Below are 24,209 nucleotides of genomic sequence, written 5' to 3'. Positions count from 1 at the left end.
TGGAAGTCTGGAGCTCTTTCACCCTTATGATTGTCAGGTTTCAATCCTCACCCGCCCGCGAGGGCGGGTGCCGCAGTATCTGTATTTCCTCAAACATAAACAGATACTTAAATCCTCATTTACGCGAACCCCTGAAATTTAGGCTGCAAAATGTTCTAATAAAAAGTATCACCTCCTCCCAAGCTTAATAAAACCATATCCTTACCTCATCCGCGACCCCCCCGGCATTTCCGATGGTGCATCAGGTTCGCGCTGAATAACATTTATTCCTTTCACACTTCCCCTCCCCACCCCACCTGCATGCGGGTGGTGGAGACTATTTATTGCCTGGTCAAATTATCAAAGGTTCATCAAAGAATAGGGTCCTGCTCTGTCCATATGTCTCAACATAGTTGTCCCTCTGCCCTACAAGCCGGTAGAGTCGAAGGTTGTCTTCGTCTTTGTTGATCTCCTTGAGAAGTTTCCTTCGCAGTTGTTCGAATTGTACATCATTGACCTGACATTCGAAGACGGATTTTTGCACTCGCTGGCCATAATTTTTACATACCTGGGCTACCCGCCGCAGTCTCCTACAACCAGCTTTTGTCTCGGTAGATACATCATAAGTGACGATAATCAGCATGTATTTAGTTCCTTACCCGCAATCACTTGCTCACTCCTTGTTGCTTTGTACATCTTCGGTGAGTGAGGAAATAGTGAAAAGGATTCCATTGGCTCATGGGTAACTTTTATGGTGCTCTCACACCTCTTCACTACGAATACAAAACAGGTGTATATGCCTCCAGATCTCCGCGCAGGTGTCTGGCCAGCAATCTTGCCTGAATGTGAGGGATAAGGCCGAAGGGGGCTTTTGAATCCAGAATCGGGTGGTGGAATTCGTCCTGTTTCCGTTTCTGGTAGGCCACTACCACGGCTTTGCGTCCCTCATCATTAAGATATATAGCTCCGCCGGGTCTGGACTCGAAATGTTTGGCAGTTACCTGTTTCCGGTTAATCAGTGTCAGCGCCAGACGGTCCGCCAATATAGAACGGAATTCTTCCATCAGGTCCAATCCTAATGATGGTCTTCCTGGCCTCAGGGCATGGAGAAAACCCATCTGTGAATCGAGCCCGACTCCTTCCAGTGCTGAAACGCAATCATTCAGCAGCAGGGTATAAAGGAACGACAGGAGGCTGTTCACCGGATCAAGCGGCGGCCTTCTGCTTCGGCCATTCATGGTGAAGAACTTCCGCTCGCTCTTCTTGACCATCCGGTCGAAGGACTGAAAATAAGCTTCGGCCGCTTCTCCCTCAAATCCTCTCACCTCGTCAATATCCTTTGCGTCCTTCAGATGGAACAGGACATTGGAAATGGTATCGCTGGCTTTCTTTAAAGCATCGATCTCCTCCTTTTCTTCATTATCGCTCTCCCGTATCCCGCGCAAAAGTATCTGTCTGGCATTTTTTACCTTACCGGCAACGATATTTCTGGCAATGGCCAAAGTCCGCTCCTGTTCCCTGACCGCCTCATACTGGGCCTGGCGGAGCAGGACATTACCGCTGGTTTTTCCGACCATGCGGCATTTGAACTGCCCATTCCGGTCAAGGATCACCACCGCCCGGCCATCGTCCGCGCATCGGGCCATGATAAAGGGGCTCATCATGACATTTCCCATAGTGACAATGGCCCCCAGGTGATGGAGGGGAACCTGGAGTTGCACCTTTCCCTCTACTTCAATCTTCACTGTCTCATGATCCAGGCAGACATAAGCTCCCTGGGTCATAACATACAGCGTGTTCAGAAACTGTTTCACGTGTATTCCTCCCGCTTCGCTTGCTTTCAATCCTCAGACATACCGGCAGATTGAAGGGTACTGCAAACAACAAGTCTGTGATTGCGCTATTCCGGACGTTCCAGAGTAAACAGCTCTCTGGCCGCCCGCCGGTTCCTGGTTTTATCACCGATCACATCTGGCAGGCAGGATTCTCTCAATGAACAATCCTTACACCGCTTATCATTCACCGGAGGGGGAATAAGCCGGTTAGCAATCATCTCATGAACGGCAGAAACCACCTTTTCAAGCTGCTCTCGCAGGGACGCGGTAAATATTACCTCTTTCCGCGCGCGTGAGCCATGCCAATAGAGCGCTCCTTTCTCCACCCTTACGCTGAGCATCTCTTCCAGGCAGACTGCCTGGGCGCAGAGCTGCATCGCCTCGTGGTGGCCAGTGCGGCGGTGGCCGGATTTATATTCGACCGGATAGGGAATATCACCGTGAAACTCCACCAGATCGGCTTTCCCCACCATATTCAGTCGGCGCGACCATATCGGCAGCGCCCGCTCATAGCGGACGCCAGCCAACAGGTGCGAGGAGTCGATATCCACATTCTCGTGCACATCCCGGCCACGCATGGTGTAAATGTTCTCGTCCCATATATGCTCTATATGGATGAGGGCACACTGACGGGGACAGTAGCTGTAATGCTCCAGGGCGGAGACCATGATGGGGTCGGTTAGTTCTTGTGAAGTCATAGTGACCTCCTTTCATCTTTCCACAATGTCTCCAGGGAACTCCTGCAAAATAACTTACCCATCTTAAGGATAGTAAACCTATCCATTCCCTCGCCCCCCTTTTTGAGGGCAATGGCATTAACATTAAGGATTATCCGCGACCAATGCCCCTCACCCCGCCCTCTCCCCAGAGGGGTGAGGGGGAAAAACGCTGCCCCAAGTAATGCAATTGCCCCTTGAGGGAGGGTGTTAGGTGGGGATGAATGATAGAATCCACCTTGAGTAGAGTAATAATTGGGAGTTTTCCCAGATATCTGTAGCCAAACGGGTCACTGCATTTCGAGAACGGTAACGCCTGGTGGCATGACATCCTGGCCGGGAACAATAATAGTGTAATCGTTGAAATCCCTTACGGGAACATTTTTGGCTTCAACTTTCACCATATCGAAAAGTTTATGAACAGGTGCGTTGCCCATTACTGAATCATGTTTAAAGACAATGAGTTTTCGGGTCGCCATCTGGCCCCGTGCCGCTGAGCGGTCATGCTCGAACATATTGATAAGGGCTTCCCAGAAGAGAGAAAGGTCATCCTCGCTGAAACCTGTCTGGCCTGCTAAGGATGCCGAGATAAAGCCGTGACAGCGGTACAGGGCATAGGGGACCGTATATTTCCTTCCCATGGTGCGGTTATCTCCCTGCTGTTTCTCCGACTCCGCTTCGGTGGCAACCGCCATGCGGGTTATGCTGTGCTCCAGGGGAACCACCTGATCCACGCTGCGGGCAAAAGTCAATTGTACCGGCCCTCGTACCTGCCCACAGTTAGGCGCCGATTTCAGAGACATTACAGCACCGAATGTACGCACATCAAAAAAAGTTTCGCACATCTTGCCTCTGCCCTTTTCCACTTCTTCACCAGTGGGTTTGCGTGACTTGGCAGCTTTCAGGGCGTTGGTAAGGAAGTCCTTCGCCTTTTTGGATAGAGTTACCTCTTTCAGTTTTGCTTGAGCTTCCTTTTTGTCCATATCAGAGGCCAAGACTAAAAAGGCTGTTTCGGCTTCATCATCAGGATCAGGAAGGAGTAAAGTCAATCCTTCCGGAAGATCAATTTCTTTCAGGTCTTCCACGATTTCTTTCGGAACCGGCAGTTTTACCTCTTCGCCGAGTTTAATGCCCAGGGCATTGAACGCCTGGACATGAGCCCTGCCAAGAACAGATTTTTCCTTAACATAAATGTCATAGGGAACTGCCAGCTCCTTTGACAGCCCCACGTAGTTACGGACTTTACGCTTGATGCAGACATCGGTAACCAGGCCGTGTCCTGTTTCCGGATCGACACGGGGAAGATTGCCCGCATCAGGGTCACCATTGGGGTTGCCATCTTTCACATCAAACAAAAGCACAAAATCGTAACGGTTTTTAATCGTGGTATTCATTGAAATTCCTCCTTTGTACATTGCGCGCTAAATCCGCAGCCAGTTAGGATCGGCGATGAGATCGCGTGCGGTATTTGGTGGGGCGAAAAGCCCCCAAATCTACATTTGCTTTATAATCAAATGGATAATTATTCTTTTGGATTACCGCTCCTCTTTCCTGATAAAGAAGTGTCCTGCCGCTGATGATAATAACCAATGGCAAAACGTCCCTGATCGCAAAGGTCCAGGCGGGATGGAAAATCACTGAGCCCGGCCATGATTTCACTGATCTGCTTTTCCAGATTGACAGCCTGGCCCTTATTGTCGAGTTTGGCAATGTGATGGTTTTTCAATTTGAGCAGGTGGGGAAAGACAACAACCGGTGTGCTGGAGGCCGCAGCATAGAAACGGTCACGAATCGTTGCATTGATACCCGGACTGGCGCATTCCTGTGCCCGCTCAAGAACTGCAAAAAGACGTCCCAGCCGATAACCAGGGTTGGCATTATTTTGATCAAGCGACATACCTACCTCCTTTTCGCTCTTTCTGTAGAATCTCGCCTCCCGCACCAGCACCGCTTTGATGAGCGCTGCCCGCGGGTAGGAGACGTTGGGTAATGAGTTTCCGTTTTTATCCTTCCTGGATTGTTCCGCCTTGATCCGCATAATTGCGGCATTGAGTAAGGTCTTCGGATATGGTGTTCCGGCCAGGATGGATTTCATCACTTCACCAGCCAGATTGGGTTGGATGTTTTTGGAATCTCCCTGCATGGCCGTAGATACCAGCAGGCGGAATAATGACAGGTGGTCTGGTTCTTTGGGGCTATGCAGAATAGCGATATCATCGAAGTGCTGCCGGATATTTCTGGCCACTTCGCCGACTGTGCCAGCATACCAGAAACGAATCGCAAGCCGTGCAGCATTAGGTGCAAGACCAAGAACAAAGAATGGCGTCAGGTCTTCATCCAGTGGAGGAGCACCGCCTGTCGGTCCAGCGTACAGGTTGCGGATAGCTGCGTTATCCTGGTCCGACACTTCTTTGGCAGGTTCACCGAAAAGATCGGCGAACCATCTTTCGATAGAATTTTCCCTTGCTGTCCAGAATACTGTGCTGGCATCACCAACCTGAATACGCTGCCGTGAACCTTTGGCAAGCAGGGTATTGAGAGCTGTGGTATAGGCAAATTCAGCCTTTTTCCCAATCGGTGCGTTTTCCCCTTGGGTTTTACTAAATGAATTAAAAGCCGGAAGGTTAAAGGAAACAATATTGGCGCCGGTAGGCTGGGCACCCCATACCCCTTTAATGGCAGTGTGCAGGCGAACCGGCTGGTCAAGTTCACCGGTAATCAGGCAAGGTTGCTGCTCTCTTTCTTCATTTGCGTCTCCGCTGGTAATAGCTTTAATCACCACATCACGCTGGCATATCAGGTCCATGTCACCCTCAAGTTGGAAGGTAATGTTTGCACCACTCTCCTCAATTTCCGGCCACAATGGGTGAGCGAATACCTGAGCGAAATCGCCGCGTTCCAAAAACCGGACTACTGAGGAAATCCCTTCGTCTGCTGCCGGATCAGGAAAGGTTTCATGAATATTGCTTATAAAACAAGCGTGCTGCTCTTTGGCGCGTTCCAGCAATTTTGGGAAATCTTTCTTCTTGTCTACCTTGGGTCGCCCCAACACATAAGCTGGATTCTCCCAGAGAAGATTGGAGGCAATGCCGCTCGTTTTTTTAACTGCTTTTGGAACAGTGCAAATACGGCCTGTTTTCCTTTTTCCCTCTCCCTGGCGTGTATCCTGCAGACCAATAAAATTACCCTTGCGATCAAGGATAATCAGGAAAGGAATCTCCTGTTTCTGAAAACCTTCCAGCGCTACCTGAGAGTTATCTTTAAGGCGCTGGTAGTATTGAGCTAGTGCCTGAAGGATCATGACCGCACCTCCTTATCATCGAATGGCGGTATTACCAGACGGCCATTTTCCAGGCATGCCCGGAAAAAGCGCGGCATAGGCGCTTCTCCGCCATAATCCAGGTCATGAAGCATCCAGCCAAGCTCATGCCGCCCCGTGGAAATCGGCGCAGGGAGTGGCTGATCGTGGGCAATCGGTTCAAAGTGAGCGCTGAACTCCCGGCAGCCAAGATAAGGCTGGTTAAAACACTGCCCTTTCTCAGTCCGGCGATAAAACATCTCCTGAAATTTGATAATGGTATCTTCCGGTCCGGCCTTATCCGTCAGCTCGAAATATGCGTGAATGGTATAGGCCACATCCCGGAGAAAAAGACCGGCGCGCTGCTGCCGATGATCTTCTATGTACATACCAGTCTGGCCACTGCCTTTTTTGGGTGTTGCGCAGTCGGTTGACATGACTGTACCAACCTCATTGCGCCTGACCGATTCCCAGCGGATGGGTTTCAGCACATCGATTTGCGTGACTCGCCAGAGAATAGCCGGTTTCCAGAGGATGGCTTCCAGTATGCCACGCGCCGCAGAAGGTGTCATGACATCGTAGGAAACTCGCTCGACTTTCATCTCCGGCCGGGTAAAGCAGGCGTTTTCGCCCCAGACCTTAAGCCGCAGGATACGGCTTTTTTCCGGCATTTTCGGCATGGTTCCTCCTTTCATAAGGTTTGCCCTAACCAAGCAGTTCATCGGGTTCATATATTATTGACTTATCGGGGCAGAAACCCAGGTCTTCCTGGTAAAGTGCCTCATGCCCCTGGATGTAAATCCCGGGGCTGATTTCTCTGATACTACCACAAGCCAGCAGTTTTCCATGCAGTGAGCGCGGCAGGTTAATGACATACCGCTGAAGCCTTCGCAGCAGCCACCGCTCCGGTCCGGTTTTGGTCAGTTTTTCAATCAACTCAGCCCCTTCACCGTATCTAACCATCACCGGTGCCTGGCATGATTCATCAATCAGGTGGAATTTTGCGGCTGCGGTGCGAAAGCTGAATCTGAATTCCGGATCTTTACCTAAATCATGGAGAATGCCTTCGGCATCCAATCCGCTTCCTTTGAGCCAATACAGCTCCTTGAAAAATCTGGTGAAGCGTTCCGGTCCGAGCAGATCATCCACCTCTTCGGCCAGAAGCTGTCGCCCGATCTCGGCAGCCTGCCGAAGGTGTCCTGCTGGAATTTTGCTGGGAGGAATAAAGATTACAACATGGCCTTCTTCACGATGGCCTTCCCTGTTGCACCGTCCGGCAGCCTGGGCAATGGAATCAAGACCAGCCAGAGCACGGTATACAACCGGGAAATCGACATCCACCCCGGCTTCCACCAGTTGGGTGCTGATTACGCGAGTGGGTATAGTATCTTTGAGCCGCTGCTTTATCCGGGATATTACCTGCGAGCGATGGGCGCCGCACATGAGAGCGGAGAGATGGATAGTCCCTTCAGACTTATGCTGGCAAAGTATCTGGTAAAGCTCACGGCAATCGTCACGGCGATTAACAATGCACAAAACCGATGGATGTTCTATAAGCTCCGAAGCAAGCTGCTCCCAGGTCTGCGGGGTATGCAAATCCTTTGGGACCTGCACCTTTACGCGCTTGAAGGAATTATGGAGTGATAGCGGATCATCCATGATCTCGATCATCTCAGGCAGCCCGGAAAAGTCGAAATCAAAAGCTTTATGCGGTCCTAATACAGGCTGAGTGGCGGTGCTCAAAACCAGAGTGACACCGTAATGCTGCTGCAATTCTTTTAAGACTGCCAGGATCGGATTTAAAAATTCAGGCGGCAAAAGCTGTGCTTCATCGAGCACCACGACGGAATTCACGATATTATGGAGCTTGCGGCAGCGGCTTGTGCGGCTGGCAAAAAGAGATTCAAAAAACTGCACGGAAGTGGTGACAATGACAGGTGCATCCCAATTTTCACAGGCTAAACGGCTTCTGCTGGTTTCCCGCCGGGCTTCGGATGCATCGAGGTTACTGTGGTGCTCTACAACGGCGTCAGGAAATATTTTCCTGAACTGGTCGGCAGTCTGTTCAATGATGCTCGTGTAGGGAATGACATAAATAATCCGCCGCTTTTGATACAATACAGCATGATTCAAGGCAAATGCCAGGGATGAGAGGGTCTTTCCTCCGCCGGTAGGAACTGTCAAGGTGAAAATCGCTGGCAGGTGCGAGGCCATTTCTCTGCACCGTTGAAGTATTTGCGCCCGAAGCCTGTTGATCGGAGTATCATCCGCATCCCTTTGCTTGCTCTCCATGTATGCCGTGAACATCGGCAGCAACTCGGAAAGCCCTGGGTATCCTTCCCTGGACTGCGCCTTTTGTGGCTCAAGAAAGGATTCTGTATCGAGGAAATCAGCATCTACAAGGCAGGAAAAAAGCATCCGTATCCAGAGAGCGGGATCTGAACCGGATTTTGGCTTTTCTTTTGGGACCCCCTGCTTCAGGATTTCAGGTGGAGGGTTTGAGGCAATCATCACTTTCAGCAGTTCAGCTTTTTTAATACGCTGGGCTAAAGCGGCCATTCCTGAGCTCTCAGTCTGCCAGTCAGGTAGTCCGGCATGGTGGCCAGTAATGAGATAGGCGAGAATGCGGCCAACCTTGCCGAATTGTTCAATTGAATAGATGCCACCAGCCGTAGAATGATCCACTCGTCCCTGCCCCTGCTTAGTTTCAAGATGTGCATCCATGCCATCTGCGGTACGGATCATCTGCTGAAAGTCTTTGGAATACTTGCCAAGGTCATGCCAAAGCCCGGCCAGTCTTCCCCATTCTGCACAGTCGAACTCTCCTGCCATCTTTGCCGCTCGTGCGGCAGTGCCAGTCAAATGATCATAGAGAGATTGCCTACGGCCATCCTCCGTCACATGGGCGATCGGTTCGTCAGCTTTTATCATTGGCTATCATCCTTTGTGCTGAAAAGATCAGCGGTCAGATTATAAGATTATATTTGGATGGGTAAAAACCCTCCTTCATTCTTTACAAAGGGGCGAGTGAATAAATTCTTCCTGATATTGTAACATATCAAAGAAAAATTGGAAATACTATGAATATATCTGATCACCGGCCAGTACCTGCTGGCCGCAGCTCACAGCCCACTGGCAACTGAGCACTCAACTTAATCCCTTGCCCCTGCCTGTCTGGAAGGGTAAAACTGTGTACAGAACTTAAATACGCGACAAGTTGTCTCCCCTCCCCTGCCCTTTTGCCTCTTTCTCCCTCTCCCCAGAGGGCAATGGCATTAACTTAAGGATTATCCGCGACCAACGCCCCTCTCCCCGAAGGGGCGAGGGGGAAAAGGAGGCTGCCCTCAGCTCAATGCCTGCCCTTCAGTTGTTAATGGCATTGCCCTAACAGGGGGCCGAAGGAGAAAAATGCTGGTATGAAATCGTTCCGGGGAAACAAAACGGAATATGAAACCGTTCCCGGGGAACGGTGGAAATGGATGGTGGAAAGTGGGGCGGGGAATTTTTATTTTACCACGAAGATCACGAATATAACAGGCAACAGGTAATATCATCGTGATCTTCGTGGTGAAGATATGGAGAAAAAAGTCGGTTCAACGTGCTTCTCATCCTGCTTCGCCAAAATCAAAGATTCCTCCATTGCCTTTGGAATCGCCAAACAATGCATACCAGGCACGGGAGGTGTTGTAGCCGCCTAAAATCTTCTTCATTTCTTCTACTTTCAGTCTTTCATCCTCACTGAGGTCATTAATTTTGATTCTGGTAACTTCAACTTTTTCCTGCATGATTTATCCTCCTTTATCGTTAAAGAAGTTAATGCAAGGTAAAGTGATTACTACTTACCAATTTTTGGCTTACCTTTTGTCCTCCTTTGCTTGTAGTATTGAGCGGGAACAGGTGGATCGAGGTGAGGATTTAAAATTAAAACTATCCTCATCATCATCTCACCTGATTATTTCATCGGCCATTCCAGCTAAATATTCAAGGTCTATGGGAAAATGTCCAAAAAGATGACAGACATCCTGTAAAAAAAGTCTGGTTTGAAACATTATCGGTAATTTTTTTCAGCATGAAATTAGAGCCCAAAGGCGGAATACGAAGCCATGTTCAAGTCAGGACGAAAAAATATTTGTATTGCCACTCTCAGAAAAAACCATACAAGAGATTTATTATTAACAAAGTTACTAACCTGGCACCGTATCAGCTTGTCTCGTGGGCAATCCCGGCATCTTTATGAAAAGATTCGGTAATACAATGCAACCGGCGATCATTCTCTTCTCTACCCATATCCACATCTACACCCATATCCATCTCCATATCCTTATGCTCATGCTTGCGCTGATGAGTTTTCTGCTCATCCATGAACCCGCTGACGGGAAAACCGGCACGGCTGTCACTCTCTCGCTGTCCGATGGCCTGAACATAGCTCTCCAGAAGAATACCGATATCCGGTATTATCTTCTGGATAAAAATACAGCCGACCAGGAGGTTGATTATCAGGAGGCTGTTTACCTTCCTTACCTGAAGATGAGCAGTAAAATGGGCACGTATTCCTGGGATGTCTTGACGGCTGCTAATTACCGGGATCACCACATCATGGACTACGATCTTTCCCTCAGTAAAAGGCATTCCCTGGCCGGAACATCATCCCTGCATTTTTCGACCAAAAGTGACCGGATCACATATTATGCTCCGCGCGTTCATCAGGATGAGTATACATCGACCATCTTTTTCAAATATGATCAGCCCTTATTAAAGGGTTGGGGCAGGGAAATGGCAGATTTCGAAATCCATAAGGCCGGCATACGCAGGGAACTGGCTATACAGAAACTTGAGGATGAGAAAAATACCATTCTTTTTAAGGTATTCAGGAGCTATTTCTCGCTGTATCTGACGGGAGAAGAGCTCCGGCTGAAACGCGAAATAAGAAAAAATACGCAAGAAATATATAATGTGGTAAACGAAAAAGTGAAGATGCAAAAACTCCCGATAACAACCTTAAATAAGGTGCAAGCAACCCTGCTTATTCAGGATAAGGAAATAGCCGATCTGGAAAACGAAAAGCGGAAAAAAGAGCATGATCTTATGCTCTCCATATATAATGCCTCATGTAATACTTCATATAATACCTCCCAATCAGATTCAAATACAAATTCAGATACAGATCCAGGGATTATCCTTTCCACTCAGCCGGATTCCGTGATTGCTTCCTTTCCATCGCCTTCCTGGCCGGATACGCAGGTCAGATCAGAAAAGATGGATTTTATTCTGGCAAATTATGCTCATCAGTTACGGTTAGCTGAAAAAGAAAGAGAAAAAGCTGCAAACAACCGAAAACCCGATCTTACGATATCCCTGGAATTCGGAATAGATGGTTATGATCATCAGGAATGGTCACGGTCAATTGGAGATATCTCTTCGAGCAATTACCGTGCCCTCATCACCGGCGTACTTGGCCTTCCCCTGAAGAATACGGCTGCTCAGGCCGACCTTGCGGCAGCGGAAAATAAAAAGCGGCAGCTTATGATCCAGATAGGCAATCGCCGGGAGGAAATCAAAAACCTGGTCAGCGAGCTGCGGGATGATATGGAAACAGCGGGGAATAACATGGCCTTAAATGAAAAGATCGCTGCCATCTCGAAGCAAAATCTCGAAAACGAAATAGAGCGGCTGGTGGGAGAGAAAAGCACTGTTCTGGATACTCTCGATTATCAGACTGCCTTCATCAACGCAAAGCTTGCTCTGCTCAACACAAAAATGGATTACCTAATGCTCATCGGCACCTATTACCTGGTGAGAAGGGAAATGCAAGACCTTATATCAGGAGTCAGGAGTCAGGAGTCAGAAGTCGGGAGTCGGAAGCCGGGAGAAAATAATTGCTTATTGCACTATTTTTTTCTCCTCCCTGGAGGGGCGATAGTATTTGATGGAGGCTGCTTACCCCAAAAGCCCCTCACCCCGGCCCTCTCCCCAAAGGGGCGAGGGAGAAAATCGCTGCCCTCAGTACACAGCGCGATAAATCCGCGGCCAGTCAGGCTCGATAAAGAGATCGCGTGCGGTATTGGGTGGGGCAAAAAAGCAGCCCCACCACCCTACATTTGCTCCCTGGCGGGGCGATAGTATTTGATGGAGGCTACTTACCAAAAAAGCCCCTCACCCCGGCCCTCTCCCCAAAGGGGCGAGGGGGAATATATGCCCTCCAAGAGGGCGAGGGGGGCTGCTTGCCCTCCGGGCAAGGGGGTGCAGGTGCCATTAACGAAGTTCATGTGCCCTTAACGAACTTAAGGTAAGTTAAGTCAAGTTAAATCAATCGACAGGATAGCTATAGGATAGCTATGGATATCAACGATCTCCATCATTTTATCCGGAAGATATCGCTCTTTTCCATCTTCAGCGATGAGGAACTGGCCCAGTTGACCAGGATGGCTGAGCTCAAATCGGTCAAGGCCGGTGAGCTTATCTTTGATCAGGGTGCTTCAGGAAAGGAATTTTACCTTGTTTACAGCGGAAAGGTCCGCATCCTCCAGAGAAACGAAAAAAACCAGGAGATCAATCTCGGGGTCAGAAGCGGGGGGGACCACTTCGGCGAAACAGCCCTCATTACCGACAAGCCCAGAAATGCAGCGGCCCGGGCAGTGGAAGACAGCGTTATCATATCCATCGACCATCAGCTTTTTTACGACTACGTGTATTCCAAACCCGAGTTGAGAGAATATTTTGACAAGTTTATTCGAGCCACCTCCATTCATCAGTTCCTGAAATCGTGCACGGAGCTGTCGTCCATACCGCCAAACCAGTTGCAGTACCTGGTGCAGAATTTTCATTTGGAATTTTTCAAAGAGGGCGATGTAGTCTTCAGGCAGAATGCCAAGCCGGATAAATTTTATCTGATAGAAAGCGGAAAGCTGAAGGTGATCAGGTGGGAGGGAAAACGGCAGGAGATAATCAATTTTCTCCGTGAAGGCGATTTTTTCGGTGAAAAGGCCCTGGTGGAGGACAGCCAGCGGTATGCGGATGTGATCTGCCTCACCAACTGTACCTTATTCTCCCTTGCCAAAGAGACCTTTCATGAGCTGGTGACCCATTCGCCAAAAATAAAAAAGGTATTCGAAGACCGCATTCTCTCTTACCTGACCGATAAGCCGCCGATACCCTACCAGGAAATCATTAAACAGGAGATGGCCGGCCTCCAGGATATTCAGGTTCACAAAGATGCCTCCGCTGACCGCGAGGCAGCAGCTTCTCTCCCGGAAAAACCAGGCCCTGGGAAGAGATTCTTTTCCCTGTATTACCGGAACATCCGCTTTCCTTTTATCATGCAGCACGATCAGATGACCTGCGGCACAACCTGCCTCATGATGATCGCCAAATATTACGGGAAGAATTTTTCTTCGAGCAGGCTGCGAGACATGGCTCATGTCGATCTCAGCGGCTCATCGCTGGCCAATCTTGCTTCGGCGGCGGAGCAACTGGGCTTTTCCACCCGGGGGATGAAGCTGAATTACGATACCCTGCTGTCCATCCACCTTCCCTGTATAGTACACTGGCAGGGGTATCATTATGTGGTTGTTTTCCGGGCGGATGAAAAGAATGTCCGGGTGGCTGACCCGGCCCTCGGTCTTCGCACCTACCCCAGGGGGAAATTTCAGGATAACTGGAATGGGATAACCCTCACGATCGAGCCTACCCCGGAATTTGAGAAACAGACCGAGGATACGACATCGTTCAGGAACTTCATCCAGTTTGTCCGTCCCTATAAACTGATCCTTCTGGAGATCCTGGTGGCATCGATCCTCATGAATCTCTTCGCTCTGGCTACCCCCATCTTTACCCAGAACGTGATCGACAAGGTCCTGTTCCATAACAATTCTTCCATGCTGAATATCATGCTGACCGGAATGATTCTCATTCTGATCTTCCAGTTCCTGGTGCGGGTCCTGCGGCAATACCTGATTGTACATACCAGCATGAAAATAGATCTCAGAATGCTGGTGGCCTTTTACAAGCACCTGCTTTCCCTGCCCCTGGGCTATTACAAGGTGCGTAAAGTCGGCGATTTCATCTCCCGGTTCGGTGAGAATAAAAAGATCCGCAGCTTCCTGACCAACACGGCCCTGACTATGATTCTCGATACCATCCTGATCATCGTCTACCTGTCGCTGATGTTCTATTACAACGTGCAGATGACCGCCCTGGCCCTTTTGTTCATGCCCGTTTTTATCGCCATCACGCTGATATTTACGCCCCTGTTCAAGAGACTGAATGTCGATTCCTTTGCCGCTCAGGGTGAGTGCGAATCGCACCTGATCGAATCGATCAATGGAATCGATACGGTCAAGGCCATGAATATCGAATATCCCACGCGGTGGAAATGGGAGGATAAGTATATCAAAAGCCTGAACATCGACTTCAGGCTTTTTACCACGGCCATGTATTTTCATTCCCTGGGAGACTTTGTGGGCTCGTTAAGCTCGACCATCATTCTCTGGTACGGAGCCCAAAAGGTCATGCAGGGCACCATCAGCGTCGGTGAATTGATGGCTTTTATGGCCCTGATGGGCAGTGTCATAACGCCGATCAACCGGATCATAACCGCCTGGGACAGCATCCAGCAGACACTGGTCTCGGTCGATCTGCTCAATGACGTATTCACCGCCAGAGCTGAGTTTCCCGGATCGATGGAAGAGGCAACAGGCATGGTGATCAGAGAGCCGCGGGGTGAGGTCACTTTCGAGAAGGTTTTTTTCCGGTACGGAGGAGAGAACGCCCCCTCTATTCTATCCAACATAACCTTACGAATCGCTCCCGGCCAGACAGCGGCCATTGTCGGGCGAAGCGGTTCCGGCAAATCGACCCTGGTAAAGCTCATTGCCAGGCTTTACGATGCGACGGAGGGCAAAATTTCCATCGACGGATGCGACCTGAAAAATATCGATCTCGCCAGCCTGCGGAATATGGTGGGATTTATCCTTCAGGACAGCTTTATCTTCAATGGAAGCATCCGCGAAAATATTTCCTTCGGCGATCCGGAAGAAACCATGGACAAGGTCATGGAGGCTGCAAAACTGGCCAATGCTCATGATTTCATTACCGGCCTTGGCCAGGGGTATGAAACCAGGGTCGGTGACAGCGGGCTTCAGCTTTCGGGCGGTCAGAAGCAGCGGATCGCCATTGCCCGGGTGCTGTATCGGAATCCGAAAATCATTATCTTCGATGAAGCCACCAGTTCGCTCGATACGGAATCCGAACAGGCCATTCAGAAGAACATGCGGGTCATTCTGAAAGGAAAAACCGCTCTCATCATTGCCCACAGGCTGAGTACGGTACGGAATGCGGATGTCATCTTCGTGATGGATAATGGAGAAATCATCGAACAGGGGACGCATGAAGAGCTGATGGCCAGGCGTGGACTGTATCATTACCTGAATCATCAGCAGTTGAATTTGTAGGGTCTGACTTTGGGGAATTGTTATGGAATCTGCCAGGGAAACCGCAGAAAACACAGACCGGAAAGACCGGGAGATTGACCAGCCGGATATGCTGAAGATAACACCGGCTGACTCGCCTTCGGAGAATTATCTGGTAACGGAGCATCTTCAAAGGATGCCGAACCTGTTTGCCAGGGGATTGATCTATATCATGGTCTTGATGCTGGCCGTTGCCCTGGTCTATTCCCTGCTCAGCAAAATCGATATTGTCGTGGAAGGCTTATCCCTTGCCCGGCCCGATTCACCTGCCATCAGGGTCCTTTCCGACAGGAACGGATACCTGGAGAAGATAGCGATCTCCGAGGGACAGCGTATTGAAAAGGGCGCACCGCTCTTTTTCATCCTGTCAAAGGAGGCGATCTCGTATCGATCGAGAATCGACGAGCTGCATGCTGCAATCCCTCTGAAGGAGGAGTACTACCACAACAGCATATCATCCTCTCAGGACGAATTGGAGCGCATCAAACGCGATCTGCTGAACACGCTCACGGTAAAGAGATTGCAGCTTGAGCAGAACAGGCTTTCCCTGCATGCACTTGAGATCGACCTTGCCTTCTGGCACAAGGAAGTGAAAAACCTGGAGAAAGAGTATGAAAACACCCGGAAGCTGTTTGAAAAACAGCTTACTTCCATAGCGGAATATAACAATATCAAGAGCCGGTTCGAGCGGGCGGGTGCAGAAGTGAATAAGCTCATTTCCCAGAAGAACATTACGGAAAAAGATTACCGTATCCTGCAACAGGAGATCGAAAATGCCCAAGCGAGTGCTGAAAGTAAAATGGCCGCTCTTCAGAAGGAGATTGAAAACCTCGAACTTGAAGAAAAGACCGTCATTCAGTCGCTTCGTCATGAATTGAACATGAACGAAAAGATGCTCTCGCTGCAGGGAAATACTTCTTCAGGCATCGATCCTTCTTTCCAAGCAGCCGATGAAAAAGATACAGGGACCATCATACGGGCAGACAGGGCAGGCATAATCTCGGAGCTTTATTTCAGAAACAGGGGGGAATACGTCCGGGAATCCGATCTTCTGTGCACTATTCTCCCGCTAGACAGCCCCCTTTATATGGATATCATGATAGCCAACAAAGACATCGGCTTTATCGAAGCAGGTATGGACATCCACTATAAATTCGATGCCTTCCCCTATGCTGATTACGGAACCTTGTCCGGAAAGGTGCTTTCCATTTCTCCCTCAGCCGTTGAAGATAAAAAACAGGGATTTATCTACCATATCAGAGGGAGCCTCCGAAAGCCGTACTTTGAAATTCAGGGGAAAAAATATTTTCTGAAACCCGGTATGACAGCGACCGCAGAGCTGGTCACCGAGAAAAAAAGTATCTTTTCCCTTTTGTTTCGCAAGATAAAAATGAGATAACCAGGGAGGAAACAGTGTTTCGACCACGGCGCTGGATAACGCCTTGCGTCACTGACCACTGACCACTGATCACTGACCACTTCACTAGAGGGGAGAATGACTATGGAAACAGGCTATGCTCAGGGAAAAATTTCGGATGAAGAAATAGTGAAATATCTTGCCTTAACCGGTATGGCTTACAGCATCTATCCTGAAATCATCAGGCAGAAAGAAGCCCGGAAAAAGGCAGAGGAACTGGGGTTGACAGTTACTGACGGCCAGCTTCAGACATTTGCCGATAATTTCAGGAAAGCCCGCAACCTCTATTCAGCCAGGGACATGATTGCCTTTCTGAAAAATGCAGGACTGACCTTAACTGACTTTGAATTCTTCTGTGAATCGGCCCTGTTAACCGATCTTCTCAAAGAACACCTGGCTGACGAAAAGAAGGTGGAAGAATATTTTGTCAATAACCGCTCTGACTTCGATCTGGCCAGAATTTCCATCATCGCTGTCAAAGAAGAGAATCTGGCCAATGAGATTATCATGCAAGTGACCGAGGATGGCGAAGATTTTCACGGCCTGGCCAGAAAATATTCTCTGGACCCAAAGAGCAAATATTCCGGCGGTCATGTTGGCCTGGTATCCCGTCATTTGCTTGGACCCGAATTAGCTGCCAGGGTATTTAACGCTTCACCGGAAGATGTGCTTGGCCCGTTTAAAATCAATGACCTGTTTCAGGTGATCCTGGTCGAGGAGGTTATGAAAGCCGATCTTGCCAGCCAGGAGGTTAGAAATGGGATAAAAGACCGGATATTCAATGAATGGATTGCGCAAAGCCTTACACGAACATAAGGCCGGGCACAAAAGAGCGTTTTATTGATCTCCTGGCTCGATCATCTCTCTCACAGTTTGAAGCAGATCGGACAGCGTATACGGCTTTTGAAGAAACCGGTATCCTTTCTCCCGGATAACGGCCCATTGTGACTTTGGAATAGCATAGCCACTAACCAGGAGAATCTGCAATTCCGGGCGATATAAGAGAAGCTGATTAATCAAATCAAGGCCAGTCTGATCAGGCAACCTGTAGTCGCTTAATATCAGGCTGAATTCCCCTTTTTTTTGCCTGAAAATGTCCAGTGCCTCTTGTACGCTTGATGCCTCGCTCACAGAATAGTTGTTTTTCCGAAGCAGTGCTGCCGTGAGTTTGAGAATATCCTCTTCATCCTCAACAATGAGGATCTTCTCACCCTTACCATGGAACTTCTGTATGGACATTGCTCTGTTCTCTATTCTCCCCCATCATGAATCAAGAGGGAGCATTACCAGATTGTTACAGCCTGATTCCCTACCTCTGCGTCACACCGCGTCATTCCCGCGCAGGCGGGAATGACGATGGGAACGCCTTTATTTTTCCCTTGAAAGTGTCCGGTAGTGAGTAAAATATATTAAATGCTCATCCAAGATAGTAGAGTGTAGAATACGAAGTAGAATGATATATAAATTACTTCATGATAGAAACATATTATATTTAATAGTAATCTAAGGTGAGTTAGCTTGTCAAGGTGAAATAGCAAACCTTATTAAGTAACACTGAAATTTCACTTTTTTGGGGGGAAAAAAGATTGATTCAGGTTTCCTCTGCCCGGCCACCATGGGTGAGCAGTGCCCTTCACTATGCCGTTTCAGCATGCAAAGCTGTGCATGCCCGATGATGATGAGTATTATCTATTCCTCATATACTTTTCTTCATATACTTTTTAAGCCTATCTCTGATTGATCTGCTTTTCATAGTAAGCGAGAATTCTGCGTTCATCACACAACTGGCTTTCATAATAATTGATGGTATCCCTCGCTTGCCTCTCCTGTTCACGAAGGATCATGCTTAATCGATAGGCAATTCTCTGCACTCCCTTTGGGTCCAGGTTCCAGCTTAAATTCTCCGTCCAGTTCGGGTCTTCGGTCAAATCTTTAATATAAGCGCTGCCGTTGCTGTTATCTTCTACCTGGGCATTTTTGCTGAGTATCACGGCTGACGAGTTGTCGAAAAGTACGGCTTTTGAATTATCATATAATATAGCCAGGGAGTTATCGCACAGTACGACGGATGAATTGTCGTGGAGCTCGCCCGATGCGTTGCTGCAAAACAGCCCTGATGAATTACCGTATAATATGGCGAAAGAGTTGCCGGAAAATATGCTGCTGTTCCTGTACATATAAGGAAGGAGCGGCAGAGATTGCGGGAACGCCGTAGTTAAGGCAGCGAGTGTTGCAGGAAACCTCAAGAGTCTGATCGGCAGCCGTGAAGAGGTCTTCTCTCTGCTGTCGAAAACCTTGACCTTCGAGTTGTTAACGAACAGCCGCTGATCTCTTCTGATCTGCCACTCAAGATTATCGACAATGAATCTCTCCTGCCATACCGTGGCGAGTGCTTCTTTGGTTCTTTTTTCTGCTTCTTTTCTATTGAACCATGCAGGAAAAATGTCCTGGTCCGTCTTCAAGTACCAGTTCGTGGATTTTTGGTTGAAAATGTCTTTATCCCTGGGTAATAATTCAACCCTGACAAAGTCCGGTTCCCGGTCAGTATCTTTTAATCCTGATTTCTCGAGCAAATCTTCGTGACTATCGGTGTTGGCGTTGTAAATAACACTATCTTTGGTAAGTATTGCACTGAAAAATTCACACATAAGTCCCTCTCTTGTACGATGACCCAATCATGTCAGTCAGGACATATTATACGAAGCGTGTCTGGAGCACTGCTTATGAGCTTGTCTTGTACTATGAGCAGTGATAAACAGGAAGTAAAACGAAGAGGATAGTCAGTCTGGTCCTTATTCAACCTCTGGAAAAACCGCTGATGCTCACCTTCCTTAATATACTCTATTAGGCGGAATATCAGTCAAGTTAATTACTCAATAAAATTTATCTTGACAATATTATCTTGCCGGATTGCCTCTGGTAATAGTGAATTGCTGGTATATTTTTTGGGGAGAGCCGGAAAAGTCAGCCTATTATATCACACACAGGCAGTCCATGTCCTGTCATGGCATAAATTTTACGATTTTTCATCTTCTTTACACAGCCTCTCCCCATCTCTTCCGATCCAGTTTGCAGCATGCGCCCTGGGGCAGCAAACCAGAGGCAGAAGGGCTCCGGCAGCGGGACATCAGGGGTATTAAAGGGGGCCTTGCATGCGCAGGACATCCCGTAAGGGCTCCTCCCCGCTCATTGGCACAAAAAATGCTAATTCTTATTGTATTAGTTGAATTTTCGATAAGATAGGCCACGGGGTCATGCATTCCCTGGATATCGATAAGGGTTCCTGTGAGTTTGAGGTTGTGGGTTTAAGGTTAGCGTGAGTACCTTCAGACGACCCGGATCGAGTTGTCAGAACATGAGAGAGATATCCGGCAACACGCATCAACCGGCAAGGGGGCGGAATGAGCAGGAAACCTTTTGGCATTCTATATTGCCTTCGAATGATGAGGGTTTATCAACCCGAAAGAATAAACTACCTGCTCGCGTTAACCGCATTCATCGCCTTTTTTTCCCTCCCGGCCGTTATTGCCCAAACCAACACTCAATATTATATTCCCGATAACGCTCATAACGCTAACGCCAATGCTGCTCATAATGCCTATAATACCTATAATAATATCTATAATAATGCCTATAGTGCCTATAACGCCAACAATAGTTATTATTATGCGAAGAGCAATACCTATTACATTTATAACACCTATGCGCCTTCCTCCTCCGGCACCGCTGGAAATCTGACTTCTGCTTACTACTTCCCGCAGACCCAGAGCGCCTTTCCGGCCAACCCGTCCTATTACTATCCACCTGCCCGGCTGCCGGATGTGACATCCTCAAGCTCAGCCGGATTGTTGAATCGCATGAGCTCTACCAGTGAGTACTATTACCCGTCGATGAGCCCGGCTACTCCCCTCCCCTACCTCAGTTACAACTTCACCAGCGGCAGCTACTATTTCCCGAACAACAGCTATGCCTCAAGCACAGGGTACAGCTCCGGTTATTACAATATTCCCGGCAGTAGCTATTTTATCTCGAACACCGGCTACTATATTCCGGATTCAAGGCTGGCCTCCGGCGGGTCCCCGAATTTTTATATTCCCAGCCAGGCCGCCTCTTTTTCGCCCTCTTCCTCTTGCGGCTATTCAGGCTTCTACAACCTGGCCTTATTTCCATTTACTCCTTTTTTCATTAATTCTCAGTTTTCGCCATCCACGTATCTGAATGGCAAACCATTCACTCTGCCTGCTGTCGGACGCAGAGCATCTTCGGTTGCTTCACTGGTCATGGCCAATCCAACGCGCGGAATGTACTGCTGGGACCCCTTGAGCTGGCTCAATGCGGGTTTTCAACTTGGCATCTGGGATAAAAACCTCCCGATCCGGGCGCAGACTCTTGACCAGGATGGATTTCTCCTCCCGGTCGCTCCTGCCTTCACGGTCCAGACAACCGGACAGACAGGCAATATGGTTCTCTTTCGATCCGATCTGCAACTCTACGAGGGTCTGGCCGAAGGGGCTGGGTCCGCCGATTACCTGGTCACGGCCTGGGTGGATGCTGCTTCAGTTACCACCGTGGCTCACCGCAGAAACACTTCCTGCGATTTCTGCCATCCTGCACCGCCAGGCCATATTGCTGTCTCTGACACCTGGGGCAGGTGCAGCATTTGCCATAACCTGGGCAATGTAGTCCATATTCATGCCTACCGGGCCGGCATTGCCATTGACAACTGCTACCAGTGCCATCCAACCGGCTGTCTGACCGGTGTGCATGGCCAGGTTGGCTTGTGGTGTGTGGATTGTCATGGAAGTTTACTGGATGCGGAAAACCACCAGATGCTGATTCCCGGACAGCTTGGCATGCCCCATTGTGCCGATTGTCACGACCCGTTGCATTCAGAAAACCTGCCTGCAATTTTCATGAGTTCCGCAGGTCATGGCGGGATATGGTGCATCAACTGCCATGCAGCTACCCATACCGAAAGTGCTCTACCCCTTGGCTATAACAACTGCACGCTCTGCCATACCACTCAGGCCGGGCTGTCCTGGATGGGCCCTGACTGCCAGGCATGCCATTCCTCCTCTGTCTCACCACACATGGTGACACTGTAAGGGAGCAGAAGCCAGGAGTCAGAAGCCAGGAGTCAGGAGTCAGGAGTCAGGAGTCAGAAGTCGGAAGTCGGAAGAAAAGACAACCTTTATTCTGGCTCCCCTCAATTTCTCATTTATCAATATCCCCACCAGGGCTGCACATCGAGGAGAAAATCGAGGTAGCTGCGGGCTCCGTGAACATCGTAGGCAACAATGCTTACCCAATACTGACCGGGAAAGTAGGTCAGGAAGGAATAAGTTCCGTCCGGGGTCATGGTTCCGATATTGGTGCTGTAATACAGGTCTTCGCCATCAGGATCGACAAAGCCGGTAGCCACAGTATACAGCTCTCCGGCGCGGACCATTTGCGGGCTGGGGACATTTACCACCCGTACCGGCGGGTGATTGAGCCAGGTACCCCGGTTGACTATGGTCAGATCCCAGACAGTCTGACCGGTAGCCCCTTTTTCGTCCCGAACAGTTACCGCCAGCTCGAAAAAACCCTCAAACTGGGGGGTAAATCGAATCAGACCGGTGTGGGGATCGATAAGGGCTTCCTGCCAGGGGCCGAATTGATAGGCGGGCAGACCGTCGATGGTCGCAGAATAGGTAAGCTGATCATAATCTTTATCGAACACCCTGACCTGATGCACGAAAGGCTCTCCTACATAGGCTACAAACCGGGAGCGCATTCCGGATCGCTGAATGAGGGGAGGATAATTCTGCACAGGGTAATTGACCACTGACAGAGGAAACATGGTGATATCATTGGTGTATCCGTCAGATACCATGACTGTCACCAGCAGGTCCTCGAAATATTGGGCGGTAAAGCTTATCAGTGCCCTCTGAAGAGACGGGTCGCTGGCAAGATATGGGTCGTCCGGATAATCGTGAGGATCCAGTTCCCGGAGAGAAAACCCTTCATCAGCAGGAAGTCCCTGAATCCCCCATCCATTGACCTGAATATGGAAGGCAAGTTTCCTGTTCTCAGGGTCAGAGGCATAGAGAATCAACTCAAAGGGCTCGAACAGGGTGGCAAACTGTGGTCCCGGATTCCAGATAAAAGGGTGATGATTCTCGTAGCGCGACAGGTCATCGGAAAAGGTGATTTCGTCAAGAGAGTATTCGTTTCCGGAAAAAACAATCCCATAGATGCCCTCAAGACTCTGCGGCGAAGGTAAAAGACCCTCCTGAACGGCCTGATCAAGGTCTTCCTGCAGGTTGCGGACCAGACAATGCCAGGTGGAATCCTGAATCTCCCGTCCGGCAGGATAACCGAGGCAGCGAATGGGGCCGGATGCGGAAATCTCCGGGGGCGGAGGGATATCAGGGGAAAAATTCCCCAAATCCTGCACCATCTCTCCCTCAACCGGAAGATAACATAACCAGAGCGATCCGCTCTCCCGCGTCCTGACCAGCAGAAAGCACCTCAGTTGAGTAAAGCTTTCAAAGCTGACAGGGGCCTTCATCTTGTAACTGAAACCGGCCATCCTTGGCGCTGTACCGGCCTCAGGGTCCGGCAGGTTATAATTTGCCAGGCAATATGGCTGCAATCCGTTGAAAACGGAAGGCAGGCAATGCACCGTCAGGACCCTGCTCCCTTCAGCCGGATCAAGCCGGGTGGAAATTTGGCCATACCCTGCCCCATATCCCATGACCGGGTAAGCATAATCTGAGCTTTGCCATCCGTGATCAAAGGGGGAATCCCAATATTCAAAGTCATCGAAAATAAAGGCTTCCCCCCGTCCGTCAAAAACCAGGCAGAAACAGGTCAGGACCGTGATCAGGACCAGGATCAGGCATATCAGCAGGCGGGAGCAGTGGGCTCCATATTTGGCTCTCATCGATACAATCCTTTCTCCATCCATTTGGGAGAATCGTAATTGCAAATATTATACCTGTTTCGCTACCGGACACTTTTTTTTCAATTCCTGTAATCAACCGCGAATGCACACGAATAGACGCTAATAAATTCTTTTGATTTGCCTTCATTATCGAGTCCTCTTTGTTCAGTTCGCGTTCATTCGCGTTCATTCGCGGTTGTTACCTCAAAAGTGTCCGGTAGAGAGATACCTGTTTGATTTGTTGATATTTTATAAGCTTACTTTCAAAACATCAAACACGGTTCATGGCCGTAAAAGTGCTTTAACGAGGAGTTCCTCTTGTATATTTCCAAAATCATCCATTTGCGCATAAGTTTAATGGCCGGTGATCAGTGGTCAGTGGTCAGTGGCCAGTGGCCAGTGGCCAGTGGCCAGTAAAGAAAAGACAGAAGACAGAATTCAGGAGCCGGGGGCCGAAACATAAGTGTTGGACAGAGTTTTCTGCAAAAACTCTGCTAATTTTTTGTAAGATCTGCTACACAATGAGGTAAAATTTTGTTACAATCCCGCTACTCACCATATGGATGGTT

16 protein-coding genes and 1 CRISPR repeat array (1 of these 17 only partly in view) are annotated in these 24,209 nt (G+C 49.1%); of the genes, 5 read left to right on the top strand and 11 right to left on the bottom strand.

What is annotated here, in order from left to right; all coding sequences use genetic code 11:
* Positions 1–74: direct repeats of the CRISPR family, unit length 37 nt; unit sequence GTTTCAATCCTCACCCGCCCGCGAGGGCGGGTGCCGC (it extends 11,819 nt beyond the left edge of the window).
* Between the two features lie 257 nt (positions 75–331).
* The 8 genes from cas2 to AB1611_03935 form a co-directional block, all read right to left on the bottom strand.
* Complete coding sequence (gene cas2, locus AB1611_03970; GenBank protein ID MEW6378751.1) at positions 332–622, bottom strand: CRISPR-associated endonuclease Cas2; 291 nt, start codon at positions 620–622, stop codon at positions 332–334.
* 130 nt (positions 623–752) lie between these two features.
* Positions 753–1,793 (bottom strand): type I-C CRISPR-associated endonuclease Cas1c, encoded by a 1,041-nt coding sequence (cas1c, locus tag AB1611_03965; protein MEW6378750.1) that lies wholly within the window; start codon positions 1,791–1,793, stop codon positions 753–755.
* Between the two features lie 86 nt (positions 1,794–1,879).
* The gene (gene cas4, locus AB1611_03960; protein MEW6378749.1) at positions 1,880–2,512 is read right to left on the bottom strand and encodes a CRISPR-associated protein Cas4; all 633 of its coding nucleotides are present in this window, start codon (positions 2,510–2,512) and stop codon (positions 1,880–1,882) included.
* 308 nt (positions 2,513–2,820) lie between these two features.
* Complete coding sequence (cas7c, locus tag AB1611_03955) at positions 2,821–3,924, bottom strand: type I-C CRISPR-associated protein Cas7/Csd2 (protein ID MEW6378748.1); 1,104 nt, start codon at positions 3,922–3,924, stop codon at positions 2,821–2,823.
* Between the two features lie 128 nt (positions 3,925–4,052).
* Complete coding sequence (gene cas8c, locus AB1611_03950) at positions 4,053–5,831, bottom strand: type I-C CRISPR-associated protein Cas8c/Csd1 (protein MEW6378747.1); 1,779 nt, start codon at positions 5,829–5,831, stop codon at positions 4,053–4,055.
* The gene (cas5c, locus tag AB1611_03945) at positions 5,828–6,508 is read right to left on the bottom strand and encodes a type I-C CRISPR-associated protein Cas5c (protein ID MEW6378746.1); all 681 of its coding nucleotides are present in this window, start codon (positions 6,506–6,508) and stop codon (positions 5,828–5,830) included. The genes cas8c and cas5c overlap by 4 nt, the downstream gene beginning before the upstream one ends.
* Before the next feature lie 25 nt (positions 6,509–6,533).
* Complete coding sequence (gene cas3 / locus AB1611_03940; GenBank protein MEW6378745.1) at positions 6,534–8,759, bottom strand: CRISPR-associated helicase Cas3'; 2,226 nt, start codon at positions 8,757–8,759, stop codon at positions 6,534–6,536.
* Positions 8,760–9,433: 674 nt separating this feature from the next.
* Positions 9,434–9,613 (bottom strand): hypothetical protein, encoded by a 180-nt coding sequence (locus AB1611_03935; GenBank protein ID MEW6378744.1) that lies wholly within the window; start codon positions 9,611–9,613, stop codon positions 9,434–9,436.
* A gap of 469 nt (positions 9,614–10,082) precedes the next feature.
* On the opposite strand from AB1611_03935, the gene AB1611_03930 reads away from it, so the two are divergent.
* The 4 genes from AB1611_03930 (at position 10,083) to AB1611_03915 (ending at position 17,528) form a co-directional block, all read left to right on the top strand.
* Positions 10,083–11,948, top strand: coding sequence for a TolC family protein (locus AB1611_03930; GenBank protein ID MEW6378743.1), 1,866 nt, complete (start codon positions 10,083–10,085; stop codon positions 11,946–11,948).
* A 215-nt stretch (positions 11,949–12,163) separates the two neighbouring features.
* Entirely contained in the window at positions 12,164–15,277 is a 3,114-nt protein-coding gene (locus tag AB1611_03925) for a peptidase domain-containing ABC transporter (GenBank protein MEW6378742.1), read from the top strand.
* A gap of 22 nt (positions 15,278–15,299) precedes the next feature.
* Positions 15,300–16,694, top strand: coding sequence for an HlyD family efflux transporter periplasmic adaptor subunit (locus AB1611_03920; protein ID MEW6378741.1), 1,395 nt, complete (start codon positions 15,300–15,302; stop codon positions 16,692–16,694).
* Between the two features lie 102 nt (positions 16,695–16,796).
* Positions 16,797–17,528 carry a peptidylprolyl isomerase gene (locus AB1611_03915; protein MEW6378740.1) on the top strand — a complete coding sequence of 244 codons (732 nt, stop codon included), beginning with the start codon at positions 16,797–16,799 and terminating at the stop codon, positions 17,526–17,528.
* A 21-nt stretch (positions 17,529–17,549) separates the two neighbouring features.
* Here AB1611_03915 and AB1611_03910 read toward each other — a convergent pair whose 3' ends face one another.
* On the bottom strand, positions 17,550–17,951 hold the full coding sequence (locus AB1611_03910) for a response regulator (protein ID MEW6378739.1): 402 nt from the start codon (positions 17,949–17,951) through the stop codon (positions 17,550–17,552).
* A gap of 488 nt (positions 17,952–18,439) precedes the next feature.
* The gene (locus AB1611_03905; GenBank protein MEW6378738.1) at positions 18,440–19,360 is read right to left on the bottom strand and encodes a hypothetical protein; all 921 of its coding nucleotides are present in this window, start codon (positions 19,358–19,360) and stop codon (positions 18,440–18,442) included.
* Between the two features lie 753 nt (positions 19,361–20,113).
* On the opposite strand from AB1611_03905, the gene AB1611_03900 reads away from it, so the two are divergent.
* Positions 20,114–21,817, top strand: a complete 1,704-nt coding sequence (locus AB1611_03900; GenBank protein ID MEW6378737.1) for a cytochrome c3 family protein — start codon at positions 20,114–20,116, stop codon at positions 21,815–21,817.
* Between the two features lie 116 nt (positions 21,818–21,933).
* Here AB1611_03900 and AB1611_03895 read toward each other — a convergent pair whose 3' ends face one another.
* Positions 21,934–23,664, bottom strand: coding sequence for a hypothetical protein (locus AB1611_03895; GenBank protein ID MEW6378736.1), 1,731 nt, complete (start codon positions 23,662–23,664; stop codon positions 21,934–21,936).
* Positions 23,665–24,209 lie beyond the last annotated feature (545 nt).

The organism is bacterium (assembly GCA_040755755.1).
In the GTDB taxonomy this organism is placed as follows: domain Bacteria; phylum SZUA-182; class SZUA-182; order DTGQ01; family DTGQ01; genus DTGQ01.
The sequence above is the reverse complement of the archived record's forward strand: the minus strand, read 5'-3'. Positions and strand labels throughout refer to the sequence as shown.

Coding starts and splice junctions, on each gene's coding strand:
- cas2 (MEW6378751.1), bottom strand. CDS start 622: ATGCTGATTATCGTCACTTATGATGTATCTACCGAGACAAAAGCTGGT.
- cas4 (MEW6378749.1), bottom strand. CDS start 2,512: ATGACTTCACAAGAACTAACCGACCCCATCATGGTCTCCGCCCTGGAG.
- cas7c (MEW6378748.1), bottom strand. CDS start 3,924: ATGAATACCACGATTAAAAACCGTTACGATTTTGTGCTTTTGTTTGAT.
- cas8c (MEW6378747.1), bottom strand. CDS start 5,831: ATGATCCTTCAGGCACTAGCTCAATACTACCAGCGCCTTAAAGATAAC.
- cas5c (MEW6378746.1), bottom strand. CDS start 6,508: ATGCCGAAAATGCCGGAAAAAAGCCGTATCCTGCGGCTTAAGGTCTGG.
- cas3 (MEW6378745.1), bottom strand. CDS start 8,759: ATGATAAAAGCTGACGAACCGATCGCCCATGTGACGGAGGATGGCCGT.
- AB1611_03935 (MEW6378744.1), bottom strand. CDS start 9,613: ATGCAGGAAAAAGTTGAAGTTACCAGAATCAAAATTAATGACCTCAGT.
- AB1611_03930 (MEW6378743.1), top strand. CDS start 10,083: ATGCAACCGGCGATCATTCTCTTCTCTACCCATATCCACATCTACACC.
- AB1611_03925 (MEW6378742.1), top strand. CDS start 12,164: ATGGATATCAACGATCTCCATCATTTTATCCGGAAGATATCGCTCTTT.
- AB1611_03920 (MEW6378741.1), top strand. CDS start 15,300: ATGGAATCTGCCAGGGAAACCGCAGAAAACACAGACCGGAAAGACCGG.
- AB1611_03915 (MEW6378740.1), top strand. CDS start 16,797: ATGGAAACAGGCTATGCTCAGGGAAAAATTTCGGATGAAGAAATAGTG.
- AB1611_03910 (MEW6378739.1), bottom strand. CDS start 17,951: ATGTCCATACAGAAGTTCCATGGTAAGGGTGAGAAGATCCTCATTGTT.
- AB1611_03905 (MEW6378738.1), bottom strand. CDS start 19,360: ATGTGTGAATTTTTCAGTGCAATACTTACCAAAGATAGTGTTATTTAC.
- AB1611_03900 (MEW6378737.1), top strand. CDS start 20,114: ATGAGCAGGAAACCTTTTGGCATTCTATATTGCCTTCGAATGATGAGG.
- AB1611_03895 (MEW6378736.1), bottom strand. CDS start 23,664: ATGGATGGAGAAAGGATTGTATCGATGAGAGCCAAATATGGAGCCCAC.